The organism is Prevotella sp. P6B1 (assembly GCF_000702825.1).
Lineage (GTDB): Bacteria > Bacteroidota > Bacteroidia > Bacteroidales > Bacteroidaceae > Prevotella.
The window spans coordinates 136937-153859 of the sequence record NZ_JNKF01000010.1 but is presented as its reverse complement, the minus strand read 5'-3'; the positions used below and the strand labels follow the sequence as shown (position 1 = coordinate 153859).

General features: G+C 45.0%; 11 protein-coding genes. 6 read left to right on the top strand and 5 right to left on the bottom strand.

The genetic code is table 11. The features are described 5' to 3' along the window. The first annotated feature begins 196 nt into the window (after positions 1-196). From T495_RS0101605 to T495_RS0101595, 3 genes are all read left to right on the top strand, one after another. On the top strand, positions 197-1021 hold the full coding sequence (locus T495_RS0101605) for a glycerol acyltransferase (RefSeq protein ID WP_033147360.1): 825 nt from the start codon (positions 197-199) through the stop codon (positions 1019-1021). A gap of 19 nt (positions 1022-1040) precedes the next feature. Further along, on the top strand, positions 1041-2030 hold the full coding sequence (locus tag T495_RS0101600; protein WP_028903028.1) for a GNAT family N-acetyltransferase: 990 nt from the start codon (positions 1041-1043) through the stop codon (positions 2028-2030). 93 nt (positions 2031-2123) lie between these two features. Beyond that, on the top strand, positions 2124-2915 hold the full coding sequence (locus T495_RS0101595; protein WP_028903029.1) for a hypothetical protein: 792 nt from the start codon (positions 2124-2126) through the stop codon (positions 2913-2915). 101 nt (positions 2916-3016) lie between these two features. On the opposite strand, the gene T495_RS0101590 is transcribed toward T495_RS0101595, so the two are convergent. From T495_RS0101590 to T495_RS0101570, 5 genes are all read right to left on the bottom strand, one after another. Beyond that, positions 3017-3718 carry a response regulator transcription factor gene (locus T495_RS0101590; protein ID WP_033147359.1) on the bottom strand — a complete coding sequence of 234 codons (702 nt, stop codon included), beginning with the start codon at positions 3716-3718 and terminating at the stop codon, positions 3017-3019. Beyond that, positions 3715-5010 carry a sensor histidine kinase KdpD gene (locus tag T495_RS0101585; RefSeq protein WP_028903031.1) on the bottom strand — a complete coding sequence of 432 codons (1296 nt, stop codon included), beginning with the start codon at positions 5008-5010 and terminating at the stop codon, positions 3715-3717. The genes T495_RS0101590 and T495_RS0101585 overlap by 4 nt, the downstream gene beginning before the upstream one ends. Before the next feature lie 62 nt (positions 5011-5072). After that, complete coding sequence (locus T495_RS0101580) at positions 5073-6326, bottom strand: hypothetical protein (RefSeq protein ID WP_155993382.1); 1254 nt, start codon at positions 6324-6326, stop codon at positions 5073-5075. A 7-nt stretch (positions 6327-6333) separates the two neighbouring features. Beyond that, positions 6334-7527, bottom strand: coding sequence for a DUF4249 domain-containing protein (locus T495_RS0101575; protein WP_033147357.1), 1194 nt, complete (start codon positions 7525-7527; stop codon positions 6334-6336). An 11-nt stretch (positions 7528-7538) separates the two neighbouring features. Beyond that, complete coding sequence (locus tag T495_RS0101570; protein WP_051651798.1) at positions 7539-10445, bottom strand: TonB-dependent siderophore receptor; 2907 nt, start codon at positions 10443-10445, stop codon at positions 7539-7541. Between the two features lie 342 nt (positions 10446-10787). On the opposite strand from T495_RS0101570, the gene T495_RS0101565 reads away from it, so the two are divergent. The 3 genes from T495_RS0101565 to T495_RS0101555 are packed head-to-tail and all read left to right on the top strand — an operon-like array spanning position 10788 to position 16916. Beyond that, positions 10788-12725: a glycoside hydrolase family 97 protein gene (locus T495_RS0101565; RefSeq protein WP_033147356.1), complete on the top strand. Its 1938-nt coding sequence runs from the start codon at positions 10788-10790 to the stop codon at positions 12723-12725. A gap of 9 nt (positions 12726-12734) precedes the next feature. After that, positions 12735-14549 carry a glycoside hydrolase family 2 protein gene (locus T495_RS0101560; protein WP_033147355.1) on the top strand — a complete coding sequence of 605 codons (1815 nt, stop codon included), beginning with the start codon at positions 12735-12737 and terminating at the stop codon, positions 14547-14549. An 18-nt stretch (positions 14550-14567) separates the two neighbouring features. Beyond that, positions 14568-16916 carry a glycoside hydrolase family 3 N-terminal domain-containing protein gene (locus tag T495_RS0101555; protein ID WP_033147354.1) on the top strand — a complete coding sequence of 783 codons (2349 nt, stop codon included), beginning with the start codon at positions 14568-14570 and terminating at the stop codon, positions 16914-16916. The last annotated feature ends 7 nt before the right edge of the window (positions 16917-16923 follow it).

Here is a 16923-nt window from a genome sequence, read left to right as displayed (position 1 = left end):
TTTATTTGCCGCAAAGTTAGTCATTTTTCCCCACTTTACACCACAATTCCCCACTTTTTTTTGATTTTAACCTTTTTTTGTTGATTTAGGCCCCCTTCGTGTCCTAAATACATTTAAAAACAATGTTTTTTCTCCTTTTTTTGCTCATTATTCAAAGAAATGTGCTATTTTTGCAACTTGTTAGTGAATGAGAGAAATGACAACAGTGACTGAGCATACGATTGACATCGATCAGATCCTCAAAGGAAAGATGGGCGCAAAGGCTAAATTTGTGCCTCGACCGTTAGTTAATTGGCTGAAGAAGATTGCTCATCAGGACCAGGTAAATGCTTTCCTTTGGGAAAGTCGCGATAAAGTAGGCGTAGAGTGGTTGGAGGAATGCGTGAAATACCTCGATATGACCCTCAATATTGTTGGAAAGGAGAACCTGCCTGATCCTAACGACGGTAAACTATATACTTTCGTAAGTAATCACCCTCTTGGCGGTGAGGATGGTGTAGCACTTGGTGCCATCATCGGGAGGTTCTATAATGGACGTTTCCGCTATCTGGTTAACGATTTGTTGATGAATCTGCCAGGACTCGCTCCATTGTGTATTCCTATCAACAAGACGGGGAATCAGAGTCGCAACTTTCCTGCTATGGTTGAGGCTGGATTCAAGAGCGATCATCATATGCTAATGTTTCCGGCAGGTATCTGCTCGCGAAAGCAGAACGGAGTAATCAGGGATATTCCTTGGAAGAAAACCTTTATTTCGAAGAGCATAGAGTATCAGCGCGATGTGGTTCCCATCCACTTCAGTGGGGAAAACAGCAAGTTCTTCTATCGATTGGCCAACTTCAGCGATAAACACCTGCCTTTTAATCTGGCGATGCTGTTTTTGGTTGATGAAATGTATAAAAACGTGCATAAGACCTTCGAAGTGAAGATAGGAAAGCCTATACCCTGGCAGACGTTTGATAAGTCGAAAACGCCGATGGAATGGGCTGAATTTGTGAGAGGACAAGTCTATAAACTATAAACTATTTAAGAAAGAGAGAATGGAACAGGAAATTATCCAGCCAATAGCCAAGGAGATTCTGAAGAGTGAACTCACTCCAGAGCGTCAGCTTCGTATGACCAATAAAAGCCATAATGAGATTTATGTCATTACGGCACACAACGCGCCTAATGTCATGAAGGAAATCGGTAGGTTGCGTGAGATTGCTTTCCGTGAGGCTGGTGGAGGTACTGGCAAGGATATGGATATCGATGAATTCGATACTTGTGACAATTGTTACAAGCAGTTGATTGTGTGGAATCCTGAGGCAGAGGAGATCATTGGAGGTTACCGTTATCTGCTTGGTACCGATTGGGAATACGATGAAAAGGGGCAACCTATTTTGGCAACGAGTCACATGTTCCACTTCTCTGATCGTTTTATCAAAGAGTATGCGCCTTGGACTATCGAGCTCGGACGTTCATTTGTCTCTCTTCCCTATCAGAGTTCTCGTATGGGTGCAAAGAGCTTGTTTGCCTTGGATAATCTTTGGGATGGTCTTGGAGCACTTACTGTTATCAAACCAAATGTGAAGTATTTCTTTGGCAAGATGACCATGTATCCTTCGTACATACGCAAGGGACGCGATATGATTCTTTATTTCCTGAAGAAGCATTTTGATGATAAGGAGAAGCTTATTATCCCGATGAAACCGCTGGAAATGGATACTGATCCAAAGGAATTGGAATGCCTCTTTAGTGGAAAGTCTTTCAAGGAAGACTATCGTGTGTTGAATGGTGAAATCCGTAAATTGGGTTATAACATTCCACCATTGGTAAATGCTTATATGAGTCTTTCACCAACTATGAAGCTCTTTGGTACTGCTATCAACTATGGCTTTGGCGATGTTGAGGAGACTGGTATCCTGATAGCTGTGGATGAGATTCTCGAGGAGAAGCGTGTACGCCACATTGATTCGTTTATCAAGGAGCATCCTGAAGCTTTGAAGATTACCAGTGGAGCCAACAATGTTATCTATAAAGAGAAATAAGTTAAAAGATTTAACCTAAAGATAACATATCTTTTTGTCGGTTTTTAAGATTTTCATCGTACCTTTGCACTCAGATATAATAATACAAAGGCGATGAAGAAGGCAATAATGTATCTACTTTTGGCATTGGGCATCACACTCGTTGTGATGTTCATTGGAGGTGCTGTGGTAGGGTTTGTTGCCGGTTTCATCGAAGGCTTCAGAGGCGAAGAGGTAGGAGCTGACACGTCGATGAGTGTGATGGTTTATGCTGCTTCAGCATCTGTTATCTTATTGTGTATTGTTCTAAACTGGGTTTTCCTGAAATTTGGTTTTGCAAATTATTCCTTAGGCCGTATTCCTGAGCGGAGTTCTGTTCGTCTAAAGGTTGCTGCAGGTGTGATGCTTGTTATGGCAGGCTTGGCAGTCTTGCAGTGTTCGATGGAAGATGTTTTTCAAGTTGCTGAGAATGATGCCTTAGTAAAAGAGGCATATGCTTGGATGCGTCAGCATCCGATTTATTCCATATTAATACTTTGTGTTGCAGAAGCAACAGGTAATTTGGTTATTTATGGTGCTGTGCTTCGTGAGATCTTGGAATGGAAGCATCGTCCAGTTATTGTTATCCCAGTGTTTGCAATTATAATAGGCTTATTTAGTATGGTAGCGGGAAATTCGATGCTGGTGGTGTCTGGGGTTCTGGTTGCACTAGTTGAAGCCTGTGTCTACGAATATACCCGCAGCATCATACCAATTATTATTGGTGATGTTGTTTTCTGGATTGTTACATTGTGCTTGGTGGGCATTCCCGCTCAAACTTGGTGGCCCTTTGCTGCTTGGCTTTTAGCAACTCCTGGTATTCCTCTTGTTTTGAAGACCATGGATCCATACAAGCCAATTGATTAATGATAGGTGGCTATTAGTACGCTTACGTACGCACTCGAGTGCGCTCACGGACGTACTCAAGTGCGTTCACGGACGTACTCATGCTTCATTTAGCTTCGAATTTAAGCTTCTACTATCAATTGGAGCCCAATACCACGAACTGTTTTGAGATTAATCTTGGGTTCGTCGCTCAGAACCTTTCTGAGTTTATTCACAAAAACATCGAGCGAACGACTCGCGAAATAATCATCTTCAGTATTCCAGAATCGACTCAGGATGGCTTCTCTGCGAACTACGTTGTTCTTGTTCTCTGCCAGCAGTTGCAGTATTTGTGCCTCTCGCTGGGTGATGGTTTGGGATACGCCTGTATCGTCGTTGCGAAGAGTGGCGTGATTGGCGTCCAGCGTGTATTTTCCAAGTTTGTAATGGCTGGTTTCGTTCTGGGTCTTGGCGCCACCACGCATTTTCATAAGCGCTTGGATATGAGCGTCGAGCTCTTCAGGAACGAATGGTTTTTTGACGTAGTTATTGATGCCTAGACGATAGCCCGCCTTTACATCGTTAGGCGAGGTGAGGGCTGAGGTGAAGATGATAATCACGTCGCCATCTGTCTCGCGAATGCGCTCAACCATTTCGAAACCATTCATGACAGGCATATCGATATCTGAGATAATAACGTCAGGGTGAATCTCTTCCCAAGCTTTCACGCCTTCCTTACCATTTTTGGCTGTGCTTACCTCATAACCGCCAATAATGTCTTCCAGACCTGTCTTCTCGATGTAAGCGAGCGATTCGTCGTCTTCAACTAACAATAACTTGATCATACGTTCTTTGGGATATAAAGTGTAAATTCAGAATATTTGTCTTTCTCACTGGATACGGTGACCTTTCCACCATGGGCTTGCATCACCTGGTCTACATAGTTCAGACCTAAGCCGAAGCCTGATACGCCGCCTTTGCGGTTCTTTTCGTGGATGGCGGCACGACCAAACTTGTCGAAGATAATCTGCTGTTCTTCTTTGGTGATTCCTATGCCGTTATCGCGTACCTTTAAGAGCACATTCTTGTCTGTATCTATCGATGAAATCTTGATTTTTATCTCCTCCTTAGAGTATTTGATAGCGTTGTCCAGCAGATTTGCAATAGCCTCGGTAAGATATTGCTCATCGGCCAGTACGTTCTTTATCTTCAGGTCGGTTATAATCTCTAATGGCTTGTCGGCCTTAGCCTTTGCTTTCTCGATCAAATCGTCAATTATTGGTTCGATATCTATATCCCACTTATTCAGAATCAGCTTCTTGTTCTCGAGTTTCGAAATGGTGAGTAGCTTATTGACGAGGGTTAACAGGTGTTCGGCTTCTTCCTCGATGATGGTATAGTACTTGTCTTTAATCTGTGGTTTGTCGTCAACCTTACCACTATGGAGGAAGTGTGCACCCATAATAATCGATGAAAGCGGCGATTTCATGTCGTGAACCATTGCATACGAGAAGTCGTTGCGTAGTTCTGCCATTTGTTCCTGCTCAGTGATGAACTTTAATAGCTGGACGATGATGATAGCGAAGAAACCAAGGATAAAGGCGCTCAACAGGAAGAGAGGGCTCAACTTCTGAGCCAACTCAGGGTAGGGATTGTTAAGCGCTAACTGAATGGCGCGTGATTGGTCTCTACGTATGCTGATGGGCTTAGTCAATAGCGACCACGATGTGTTGCGATCGTTGTTCTTTCTGATAATCTTTCTCGAAGCATCGACCTCAAGGATGGTCACATTGCGGTTTATCTCGGCTACTGATAACAGGGAATCTACATATTGTGCCACTGTATTGAGTGATATCTCTGAGTGGTAATCCTTGCTCAAGGCGTCGTTCATGCCCTCGACGGAAGACTCAAGTGAGATATTGCCTCGCGCTTCTGACAAGCTGAGTGTGTCGTCGGCTGTAACCAGATCGGCACGGGTGTAACTCTCATAAAACATGGCCCAAGTGAGTTGGTTGCCAGCACGCTCTGTGATATCCTTGGTTACCGAACGATAAGTCATCCACATGTATAGTGCCAGCAACAGCAAAACTGCTACTGCACTCACTATCGACACGTATTTATACTTATTAGTATGCATAACCGCGTGCAAAGATAGTGCAAATCGGGATAAATACCAAATTAATTACAGAATTTCGAACCTCATTCTGGAAAATTATACACCAGATACTGCATATTGGGCTCTGTTGGATAGTTGGTTAGACGACCTGAGCGTGTTACAAATGACAGAATGCCGTTAAATACGCTATGTCCAAAGGTGTATTGCCCACTATAGATGTTGATATAATGAATACGTCGGGCATCATAGTTCAGTAGCCGCTCTATATCGAGAACTGGCATACCGTCTATCAATACCATTGTTGGCCATGAGGTATCGTAGGCGGCATCTTCCTTGCGGACAACCAGCTTCGATACGCCATTTATTTTTCTGTTGCTTACACATTGTACATATTCAAGTAGTACCTCCCTGATTGTGCGGAACTGTCGGTATTCGTCAAGATTATAACTTAGGTCAGGTAGAGTGCCGATCACCTTTTCGTCATAGCCTAATGGCTCAACGTCTTCGGCTGTGTCATCTGAATGGTCGCCTATTTGTAACTCGTGCTTGACTGGTGCGATGCCAATCTGATGCCGTTGCATATCCATTGAACGGTTTTCAACCTCGCTGCGTTTATAGTGGAACACCAGATGTGGTAGTTCTCTTGGGAGCATGACAGCAAATGGATTAATCATCTCAATAGGCAGACTCACGTCTGTAGATGATATGGCAGAGAGCACGAGCGGTTGCTTGCCATGAATACCATAGGTGTAAAAGATGGCTGTAGTGTCGTTAATCATCTTCCCTTCAAAATAATGTATCTGTTTTCCTATGATGCTTAATGAAGGATACACCTGACTGCTCGTGAAACTATTGCCTGCATGTATGTTCTTTACGTGCGCTTTGATGATGTGACCTTCCGTCTCACGTATATCGATGGCTTTATTGCTTACCAAGTCGGATGTTCCCATACCACTCACCCAACAACTGTCGTCCTTTATCCATTCGATATCGTCGTCTTTATTCTTGCGTAGGGGGTTTATGATGGCAATCAGCTTGTTTGAAACATTTGCGTTATCGTGGGTATATGCTGAAAGTACATAGTATCCACTATGGAGGTTGGATGGCAACTCGATAGTAGTAGCACCCTTTCCTTTGTTAAGACTGATCGAATTACCAGCTACCAGACTATGCGTGTCGCATAGTTCTGCGTAAGCGATTAGTGCATGATCAGTGGTGATGTTCACCTTCATTGTTTCGCCAGCTAAATACCATTGCCGGTCAGTCTCAATGTTTGTGGCCCAGGTGCTGAGGTTTAGCGCCCAAACTGTGATAAGTGATAATAATCTGTTGTTCATATGGATTTTATTTTATATCAGACGATTGGAGGTTGTCGTCGTCTTCTGTGAATGACCAAAAAGAAGGTTCGTCGGTATATGCGCCTTTATATCTGACATCGAGTTGTTCTTGGAACGCCCATGCCGTTTGTAAGTCTTTCCCAGCTAATCTCTCATCTATCCATGCGCATAGGAACATGCCTTTCTCTAACAATCGGATGCAGTTCATATCACTGGGATTCTCAACCCATAAGCGGGTGTCTTCATATGGAGGATATTCAATAGAATAATCATCGGCATTGAGGAAGAATCTGAAAGCACTTGTATTCATCGCACACCCCACAAATCCAATCACGTGTCTGGAGGAAGTCAGACAGCGGATGTTAGTAGGCAGAGAGGATGGTTGAGGTGTGAACAGTCCTCCCATCTCAGAACTGGCTTGCTTACATGCCAGTTCATACTCGTATTCTGCTTTGCTGATGGCACGTTGATGTACCAGACCGCTATACTTGTAATATACGCGCTCATCGCTACGATCTATATCGTATATCTTGAGTCTTTGGATATGTTGGCCTTCGTAATTATTACTTGCTCCAACCATAAATGATTTTGTAGCATCTTTCCATCCACGCCAAGGAAACTGTTTGTCATTATATACTGCCTTCTTTAGGTCTATATCATAATAGATGGTTGTTCTGTACTCAGAATGTACTTCCCATGTCTCGTCGCATTCCCACGAATAGTAATTTGTTTTGTCAGGGTTGAAGGGCGCGTCTGGTGTTACGAGTATGTCTATGTTGCTTTCAGGTGTGTTCTGTACCACACTGACATCTGCAATTTTTTCTGTACGTAAGGGTTTCTGGGGCTCGGATTCATAAACATCGCCATCGTATTCAATATGGAGGTAATACTCTACGTCAGGATTAAGTTCACCAATCCAACATGAATATACGCCATAGAAACCATCGACTTCATATTCAGAACCGTCAGTTCCGCGTACAGAGACTATAGCATGCTCTGCAAATTTGAGCATCGGGTCAGAATTGATAGCCTGCGTAAGTGACAGGATGAATGTGTTCTGTTCTGAAGAACGTATCGTACCATTAACAACGAGTATGTCGGAATCCGTTGTTGGTATTTCAGCTTGATATTCCTCAATACAGCCCGACAGGATAGTGGCTAAGATGAGGCATAGGATGATATATAACTTGTCCTTTTTCATTTTTTCATCATTTAGTTGAACCGTATATTAAGTGAAACATAGGGAATGGCTGTGCCAAACACAGATAGCTTGTACCCTTTTATTTCATCCTCTTCATTGACAAAATAGATATTATAGGCATTCTTACGTGCAAGAGCATTATATACACCTATAGAGAACGATGAGTGAAGAAAGGACGTAAGTTTATGAGTGGGCTCTATGTTGAACGCAAGATCCAAACGCATATAGTCTGGAATACGGTAGGTGTTGCGATCTGTGTAATATGGCATATACTTGTAGCTATCGAAACTGTAGTATTTGCCGGCAGGTACTGTAGTCGGGCGACCAGTGGCATAGTTGAAATTGCTGGAAAAACTATACCTCTCTGTAAGCTTGAAGTTGAGCGTAGCCTTAACCTCATGAGGTCTGTCATATTCAGAAGGATACCAATCGCCATCGTTCAGAGGCATTGCTACCCTCTTGTCGTCCTGACGTAGCAGTGAACGTGAGTATGTATAACTTACCCATCCATTCAGTTTGCCTAAAGGCTTCTTCGCTTGCAGTTCTATGCCATAGGCTTTTCCCTTTGTCGAGATAACATCAGTCTCGAGGTGAGGGTTCATCAGCAGAACTGCTGAACTGCGATAATTAAGATAATCACCAATATGCTTGTAGTACACCTCTGCAGATAACTCATATTTTTTTCCGGCAGTCTCATGATAGATTCCTGCTGCCACTTGCCATCCATTCTGTGGTTTGATATTAAGATCGGAGAGCTTCCATATATCTGTAGGCGACATGATGGAGGTATTCGACACTTTGTGGATGTATTGATGCATCGTGTTGAAACCTGCTTTCAATGAGAGATTATCCTTTAATGCGTAGCGAGCCGACAAGCGTATCTCTGGTGCGTGATAGGTCTTGATAATTCCTGTTTCATGGCGTGTCTCCAGCCATGTCGACTCTGAAGGAAGTTCTCCCTCAGTATAATGATTAACATCGCGAGGTCCAAGTGCATTAAACATAGAATAGCGTAAACCTGCTGAAACAGACAGCTTCTCTGTGAGCGAATGCTCGTATTCTATATATGCAGCACTCTCCAATGCCTTCTCTTTTTGTATTTGGTCTGTTTTGATGCATGATTCTTCGCCCAGAGGCTCATATTTACCAGCCTGCACATTATAATGTTGCATCGAAAGACCATACGAGAGCGTCTGCTTATCAGACAAACGCTGACGAATATGCAACTTACCCCATAACTGATCGATACCGAAACTCAGTCGTGCAGCCATGGATGGCGTGCCCCATTCCTCGTTGAAATAGTCATAGTGGTCAAGTCCGACAGAAAGGGTAGCTGTTGTTTTCTCATTCAGGATAGAGCGCCACTCTGCCGAGATGTTACGATTCTGATATCCGTAATTGTCCTCTGAACTGAACGAAAACTTATCATGGCTCCAGTATCCATATATCTTAAGGCGGTGCATATTATTCAGTTTCCATGTCAGTACGCCACCAAGGTCAAAGAAGTTGGCATGACCATTTTTGTAGCCGCTGTCTTCTGGTAATAGTTTGAGAATCCAATCACTATAAGTTGTACGGCCATTTAGCATGAGTGATACATGATCCTTGACGATAGGGATCTCTATATTCGCCTTGCTGGTAAGTGCGCCAATACTTGCCGAACCTGTCAGCTTTTGCATGTTTGCCTCTTTCGAGTTCACTTTCAATACGCTACTTATTCTGCCTCCATATTCTGCTGGGATACTTGACTTAAACAGTTCCACGTCCTCAACTGCATCTGAATTAAACGAGGTGAATATTCCGAACAGGTGTGACGGGTTGTATACAGTGCCTCCATTGAATACTATCAAGTTCTGATCTGTTGCACCTCCTCGCACATTATATCCGCTTGAGGCCTCGCCTACAGTCGTGACACCTGGTAGAGTGAGTACTATCTTCATAATATCCGACTCGCCAAAGGCTGATGGGATGTTTTTAAGTAACTGGGGTTTGAACTTCTCTGAACTCATAGTTGTACTTTTTACGGCCGACTGTCGTCCGGCTACAACTACTATCTCGGCAAGTTCCTGATCATCTGAAATACTTGCTCTTGCTTTCTTTACGCCAGGCACTATATAAGTCGTAGTTCTTGCCGAGCCAGTTGAAATCGTATCGGTATCAAGAACGGGTATGCCTGATATAAGCTGCTTATCATCAATAGGTGTGGCAGGACGGCAGAGAGTGGGCGTTTGCCGTTTCTCTGCTTGTTGCCTTTCTGGTTTATGATATGGTACGCCTGAAATATTCTCAACCACTGTCACAAGACTTTTCTCACGTTCGTTATTTGAGAATGAGAGACGATTCTGTTTTACTACTTGTTTGATCCGCTTTTTCTGTTCAGGAATGAGCTTTGTAATATCTGATGCACGCTTTACATGGTGCTTTTCTCCGTTGGCGGTGATAAGTGTATAATATTCTTCGGTGCTGAGAGTCTTTAGATATTTCTTCTCTCCGAATAAGAGCTCTTCACCGCTGAAAACCTTCCATACACTATGATAAAGACGAATGCCATTAGTGGTTCCGTCACATAGCAGAGAAGCATATCGTGTACTGTCTTCTGGATCGTGTACGTATCTGTGACCATCCATCTCAAACCAGTCTACATGCTCCTGATCAGGCAGGCAGCAGATGCCAGCTATGGGGGATAATACCACCACATGCTGTTTCAGCTGATCGAAACGTAGTTTTACATGATCGTAAACTACGCCACAATAGCTTATTCGCCCTTGATACATGTTTGTATTCCCTTTATAATAAGGAATGTCGTACCACGTTGATAGCTGGTACTGTGGCTCGATAGGCCCTACATACAGGCGAGCGTAGTCCGAAGCAGCAGAGAAGTAGTCCTGAGCTTCAGTGTGCTGTACAACTAACGTCATACAGGCCAATAGTAATAATTCTGTTTTCACGTCTTTAGAGTTTCGTAATAATCATTAGGTTGATGCTATTTATGGATAAAATGCAACAGGGAGCAAATTCTTGCATGATGAAGCATTTATTTAACAAACTTTTACCAAACGCCCCGGAGGCCGAGAGGAAAGGTTGCTTTGTGTTTTTTTTGTTTGCAAAATTAGTGTTTTTTGCTTATATAGAGTAGCTAATGTGTAAAAGATTGCATGGAGAAGTGTATTTTTTACAATTTGTTAACGCTGGGGAACTTTCTACCTTGGTGGATAATTCGTATCTTTGCAACCAAAATTATAATTGTTTTCTAACAGACTATGATCAAAAATGTATGTATTGTGGCAGCCTTGTTGGTTGCAAGCCTTTGTAGGGCAGAAGAGGTGAAGGTGAAATCACCAAGTGGAAATCTGGAAGTTACTGTAGACGATGAAGGTGGCAAGGCTACCTATAGCGTGTCGCTGGATGGCAAGCAGATGGTGACGAAATCCAATTTGGGCTTGAATACCAGTATCGGCGATTTAACTAACGGACTGAAGATTGTGTCAAGCAAGACAGAGGCTGTTGAAAAGCACTACGATATGCGTACCATCAAGACATCTCACATCGACTATAAGGCCAACAAATTATTGCTAACCCTCGAAAATGAGCAGAAATTGCAGATGACTGTGACTTTCATGGTATCGGATAACGACGTGGCATTCAAGTATGGTATAGCCAAAGGCCTTCGAGATACTCAGCGTGCGCTGATTTTTGGCGAGGCCACCAGCTTTAACTTTCCTGATGGAACAACAACGTTTATCTCTCCACAGATAGGTCCTAAGACAGGATGGGCAAATACCAAACCCAGTTATGAAGAGGGCTATAGTGTAGATGGACAGATGAACGTGAAGTCGCATTATGGTCGTGGCTATACCTTCCCTTTGATGTTCCACCTGCCTGATGGTTGGGCTCTGGTGAGCGAAACTGGTACTACTGGTACTTACTGTGGAACACATGTGTCTGATTATCAGCCAGGTGTTGGCTATACAATCGCTTTCCCCGATAAGGGCGAAAATGGAGGGTTTGGTTCAGAGTTCGTTGCCGTATCGCTCCCTGCTGAGACTCCTTGGCGTACGATAACCGTAGGTTCTACCTTGAAACCACTGGTAGAAACCACTATCAGTTACGATGTGGTTGATCCGCTTTACGAGCCTGCCTACGATTTTAAGGCAGGTCGCTATACCTGGAGCTGGCTTATCTGGCAGGATAGTGCCACCAATTATGATGATCAGGTGAAGCTGATTGATTTGGCTTCTACGATGGGCTATGAGTATTGTCTGGTAGATGCGCTTTGGGACACTCAGATCGGACGCGACAAAATGGTAGAACTTTCTCGTTATGCTCAGTCGAAAGGTGTTTTGCTCATGCTTTGGTACAATTCGAATGGCTACTGGAACGATGCGCCTCAGGGACCACGCAATTGTCTGAACTCTTCGTTGGCCCGTAATCGTGAGTTCAAGTGGTTACAGCAGATTGGTGTTAAGGGCATCAAGGTCGACTTCTTTGGTGGCGATAAGCAGGAGACCTTACAGCTTTACGAAGATATTATGGTAGATGCTAACCGTTATGACATACAGGTTATCTTCCACGGATGTACCTTACCTCGCGGTTGGGAGCGTATGTTCCCCAACTATGTAGCTTCCGAGGCTGTCTTGGCCAGTGAGAACGTGTTCTTTGGTGAAGGCGCTGCCATTCATGAGGCATTTGATCTTACTTTGCATCCCTTCTGCCGTAATGCTGTTGCTTCGATGGATTGGGGTGGCGTAATCATGAATAAGTATCTGAGTCGCGACAATAAGAGTCGTCACTCTCGTAAGACTACCGATATTTTCGAGATGGCTTCTGGTATTACCAACCAGACTTCTATTCAGTGTGTGGCTATGTATCCTAACAACCTGCAGGAGCTACCACAGTTCGAACTCGACTTCCTGAAGCAGTTACCTGCTACTTGGGACGAAACCCGTTTCATTGATGGCTACCCAGGTAAATATGTGGTTTTGGCTCGTCGCCATGGTTCCGATTGGTATATTGCTGGCTTGAATGCCCAGAAGGTTCCCCTCAAACTTACTCTTGATCTCTCTATGTTCACAGGTAAAACGCCTACTATCTATGTCGACAATCAGAAGGGAGAACCTACGATGAATTCGCTGAAAATTGACAAGAGAGGTAAGGCTAAGGTAACCATTCAGCCTAACGGAGGTTTGATTATCAAGTAAACACGGTATATGAAAAAGTTGCTATCTACACTCATGCTGTCTGTGAGCGTTGTGTTCACAGTGTCAGCTGGCGATTTTACGTTGCCATTGATTCAGAATGTCAATGCTTACGAAACCTGTTCATTGAATGGCGATTGGAACTATATCGTCGATGTGCAAGAGGAAGGTTTCTATGATTATCGAATGAAACCTATGCGCAATGGTTTCTTTATCAATGCCAAGCCCCAGAAGCCAGAGGATTTGATTGAGTACGACTTCGATAAGTCGCCAACCATGAAGATTCCTTCTGACTGGAATACCCAGGACGAAAAGCTGTTCTTCTACGAGGGAACGGTTTGGTTTAAGAAGAGTTTCCAGGCTGTGCCTATGACCGAATGCCGCACCTTGCTGTATTTTGGCGCTGTAAACTACGATTGCCATGTGTGGGTAAATGGTAAGAAGGCTGGTCACCATGTGGGTGGTTTTACCCCATTCAACTATGATATCAGCGATTTGTTGAAAAAAGGCGAGAATACTGTGATTGTTAAGGTAGATAACAAGCGTCATGCCGAGGATGTGCCTACACAGATTTTCGACTGGTGGAACTATGGTGGCATTACCCGTGATGTGAAGCTGGTAAAAGTGCCCATTAACTATCTGGAGAACTACGATCTGCAGCTGAAAAAGGCCGCCAACAAGGCCAAGGTGAGAGAGCTCGCCTTTTCGGCTAAGATGAATGCCAAGGAGGCTGGCCATCTGGTAGAGGTGTATATCCCAGAACTGAAGTTGAAACAGCAGTTCACTACTGATGCCGATGGACAGGTAAGTGGCACCTTGAAGGTGGCTGCCAAGAAACTGCAGCTGTGGTGCCCTGAGAACCCCAAACGCTATGATGTGCAGCTCACGCTTGATACAGGTATGGTTGCTGATTCTATCGGTTTCCGTACTATCGAGACACGTGGCAAGCAGATTCTGCTTAATGGTAAGCCCATCTTCCTGAAAGGTATCTCTATCCACAATGAGAAGCCTAATGGTGGCGGACGTGCTAACAGCGTTGAGGATGCTCACACATTACTTTCGTGGGCAAAAGAGTTAGGTTGTAACTTTGTGCGTCTGGCACACTATCCTCACCACGAGGAGATGGTGCGCGAGGCTGAGCGTATGGGTATCCTGGTATGGAGCGAGATTCCTGTTTACTGGACCATCGCCTGGACTAATCCAAACACCTTCGCTAATGCCAAGCAGCAGCTTACCGATATGATTGCCCGCGATCATAATCGTGCTAACGTGATTATCTGGAGTATCGCCAACGAAACCCCACATTCAGCCGAGCGTGATAAGTTCTTGGGCGGTTTGGCCAAGTATGCTCGCACACTCGATAACACCCGCCTTATTTCGATGGCGATGGAGGTTACTGGAGCCTCGAACTACGTGAACCGTTTGAACGACAATATGAACGAGTATGTAGATGTGGTAAGCTTCAACCAGTACATCGGTTGGTATCGCGATGTAAATGATGCGCCAAAGATGAAGTGGGTGATTCCTTACGACAAACCCGTGATTATCAGCGAGTTTGGTGGCGGTGCCCGTTATGGCTATCATGGTGCCAAGAACCAGCGCTGGACTGAGGAGTTCCAGGAGAATCTCTATAAGGAGAATACCGCTATGCTCGATAAGATTGAGGGCCTGGCAGGTACCACACCTTGGATTCTGAAGGACTTCCGTTCGCCTCGTCGTGTACTGCCTGGTGTGCAGGACTATTATAACCGCAAGGGGCTGGTAAGTGATAAGGGCGAGAAGAAGCTGGCCTTCTACGTGCTGAAGAAGTGGTACGAGACTAAATAATAAATAAGGTATTATCCAATGAAAAAGGAACTTAAGACTATTGGCAGTTGGGCCGCGGTGGCTTGCGCTGCATTAATGACAAGTTGTAACACAGCAATAGACATGGAACAGCAAATAGATGAACTCTACCAGAAGATGCCTCAGGAGGAGCGCATCGCACAGCTGAAGAGTATGTATATGGACGAACTCTTTGATGCTGATGGCAAGTTAGATACAGCCAAGTGTAAGGAACTGATTCCTTATGGTATTGGTCATTTCTCACAGTTCTGCATGCAGCAGCCTCGCAATCCGAACGAATTGCGCGATCGTGCTGTGGCCATTCAGGACTGGCTGATGCACCATACCCCCAACGGTATCCCAGCCCTCTTGCACGAAGAGGTGCTCTCGGGTATCAATACCTTAGGTTCTACCATCTATCCCCAGCAGATAGGTCAGGCAGGTTCGTTCAACCCTGAGTTGGCTGAACTGAAAACCCGTCAGACCAGTACACAACTGCGTAAGATGGGAGGTGTCTTTGCCTTGTCGCCAATGGTCGATGTGTGTCGTACTCCCAGTTTCAATCGTTTGGAGGAGTCGTATGGCGAGGATGGCTACCTGTCGGCTGTGATGGGTACCGCTTTTGTAAACGGCTTGCAGCAGGGCGACTTGAAGAAAGGTGTTGGCGCCTGCTCTAAACATTACTTAGGTTATGGTGGTGGCGGTGATGCCGATGAAAAGGAGATGATGGAAGAGATTCTGTTGCCTCACGAGACTATGATCCGTTTGGCTGGTAGCGTAGCTGTGATGCCAGGTTATCACGAGGTGCATGGCACAAAATGTGTGGCTAACAGCGAGATTCTGCAGGATATCCTGCGTGGTTACGTAGGTTTCGATGGCATGGTGGTGAGCGATTATACCGCTATCGACCAGATCCCCAATATCGATAGTGCCGTAGAAAAGGCTGCTGCTGCCATCAATGGTGGTAACGATGTCGACTTCCCCTTTGGTGCCAACTACCAGCTTTTGCAGGAGGCTATCGATAAAGGTCTGGTTAAGCCCGAGGTGCTGGAGCGTGCCGTGAAGAATGTGCTGCGTATCAAGTTCCGTATGGGATTGTTCGATAAGGATGCTTATCTCTACTCGAAGGAGGATATCAAGCTCGATACGCCCGAGGAGCGCCAGACAGCCTACGATATCGCTACCCAGAGTGTGGTACTGCTGGAAAACAATGGCGTGCTGCCATTCAAGGAGGTGAAGAACGTGCTCCTTACTGGTCCTAATGCCAACTCTATCTGGGCTATGTGTGGCGACTATACCTATCCTGCCATGTCGTACTTCTGGAAGAAGGTCGACTATAAGTCGGAGAATCCTCACATCGTGAAACTGCTCGAAGGCATGCAGAACCACAAGCCCGAGGGTGTGAACGTGATGTATTCGCGTGGTTGCGACTGGACTGAGGATATTGAGACTAAATACGGCGAGCTGGGCGATGCACGTGCTTGGGAGTACGAGTTACTGCATCGTAAGGTGGATGCGGGCGAAAAGGCCGACAAGGCCGAAGCCCTGCAAATGGCTAAGGATGCCGATGTGATTATTGCCGCTGTGGGTGAAAACGTGATGCTTTGTGGCGAGAACCGCGATCGTCAGGGACTGCGCTTGCCAGGTAAGCAGGAGCAGTTTGTTGAGGAGCTCATCCAGACAGGCAAACCCGTAGTACTGGTGATGTTTGGCGGTAGAGCTCAGGTTATCTCTGGTTTAGCCGAGAAGTGTGCTGCCATCATTCAGGCCTGGTATCCAGGCGAGGAGGGTGGCAATGCCGTTGCCGATATCCTGTATGGTAAGGTATCGCCATCGGCCAAGCTGTCTGTCAGCTATCCTAACGTAGAGATCAACGAGCCCATTTGCTACAACTATGCTGCCGAGAAGGATGCACGTGTTGCATGGCCCTTCGGTTATGGTTTGAGCTATACCACCTTCGAGTATGCTAACTTAGAGGCTACTACCGAGGTTACTACCAAGGATGAGAGCTTTAATCTAACCTTCGATGTAAAGAATACAGGTAAGGTAGCTGCCGATGAGGTGGCACAGATATATCTCTCGCCAGCCGATAAGAGTCAGCAGATTCGTCCAATTCAGCTGCAAGGCTTTGCCCGTATTTCTCTGAAGCCAGGTGAGAGCAAGAAGATTAGCGTGAAGATGTATACCGAGCAGTTAGGTTTCTATACTAATGATGGTCAGCGCCAGTGGAACATCCAGCCTGGTAAGTATATTATTAAGGTAGGTGCATCATCGCAGGATATCAAGCTGCAGCAGGAGATTAACGTAAGTGGCGAAGCCGTTAAAATGCCTTTGAGAAAGTTCTATTTCTCAGAGGCAAAACAGATTTAACCTAATG

What these genes read in the sequence shown, in the direction of transcription:
- T495_RS0101570 (WP_051651798.1), bottom strand. Translation starts at nt 10,445, where the DNA reads ATGACGTTAGTTGTACAGCACACTGAAGCTCAGGACTACTTCTCTGCT.
- T495_RS0101565 (WP_033147356.1), top strand. Translation starts at nt 10,788, where the DNA reads ATGATCAAAAATGTATGTATTGTGGCAGCCTTGTTGGTTGCAAGCCTT.
- T495_RS0101585 (WP_028903031.1), bottom strand. Translation starts at nt 5,010, where the DNA reads ATGCATACTAATAAGTATAAATACGTGTCGATAGTGAGTGCAGTAGCA.
- T495_RS0101555 (WP_033147354.1), top strand. Translation starts at nt 14,568, where the DNA reads ATGAAAAAGGAACTTAAGACTATTGGCAGTTGGGCCGCGGTGGCTTGC.
- T495_RS0101590 (WP_033147359.1), bottom strand. Translation starts at nt 3,718, where the DNA reads ATGATCAAGTTATTGTTAGTTGAAGACGACGAATCGCTCGCTTACATC.
- T495_RS0101575 (WP_033147357.1), bottom strand. Translation starts at nt 7,527, where the DNA reads ATGAAAAAGGACAAGTTATATATCATCCTATGCCTCATCTTAGCCACT.
- T495_RS0101580 (WP_155993382.1), bottom strand. Translation starts at nt 6,326, where the DNA reads ATGAACAACAGATTATTATCACTTATCACAGTTTGGGCGCTAAACCTC.
- T495_RS0101605 (WP_033147360.1), top strand. Translation starts at nt 197, where the DNA reads ATGACAACAGTGACTGAGCATACGATTGACATCGATCAGATCCTCAAA.
- T495_RS0101560 (WP_033147355.1), top strand. Translation starts at nt 12,735, where the DNA reads ATGAAAAAGTTGCTATCTACACTCATGCTGTCTGTGAGCGTTGTGTTC.
- T495_RS0101595 (WP_028903029.1), top strand. Translation starts at nt 2,124, where the DNA reads ATGAAGAAGGCAATAATGTATCTACTTTTGGCATTGGGCATCACACTC.
- T495_RS0101600 (WP_028903028.1), top strand. Translation starts at nt 1,041, where the DNA reads ATGGAACAGGAAATTATCCAGCCAATAGCCAAGGAGATTCTGAAGAGT.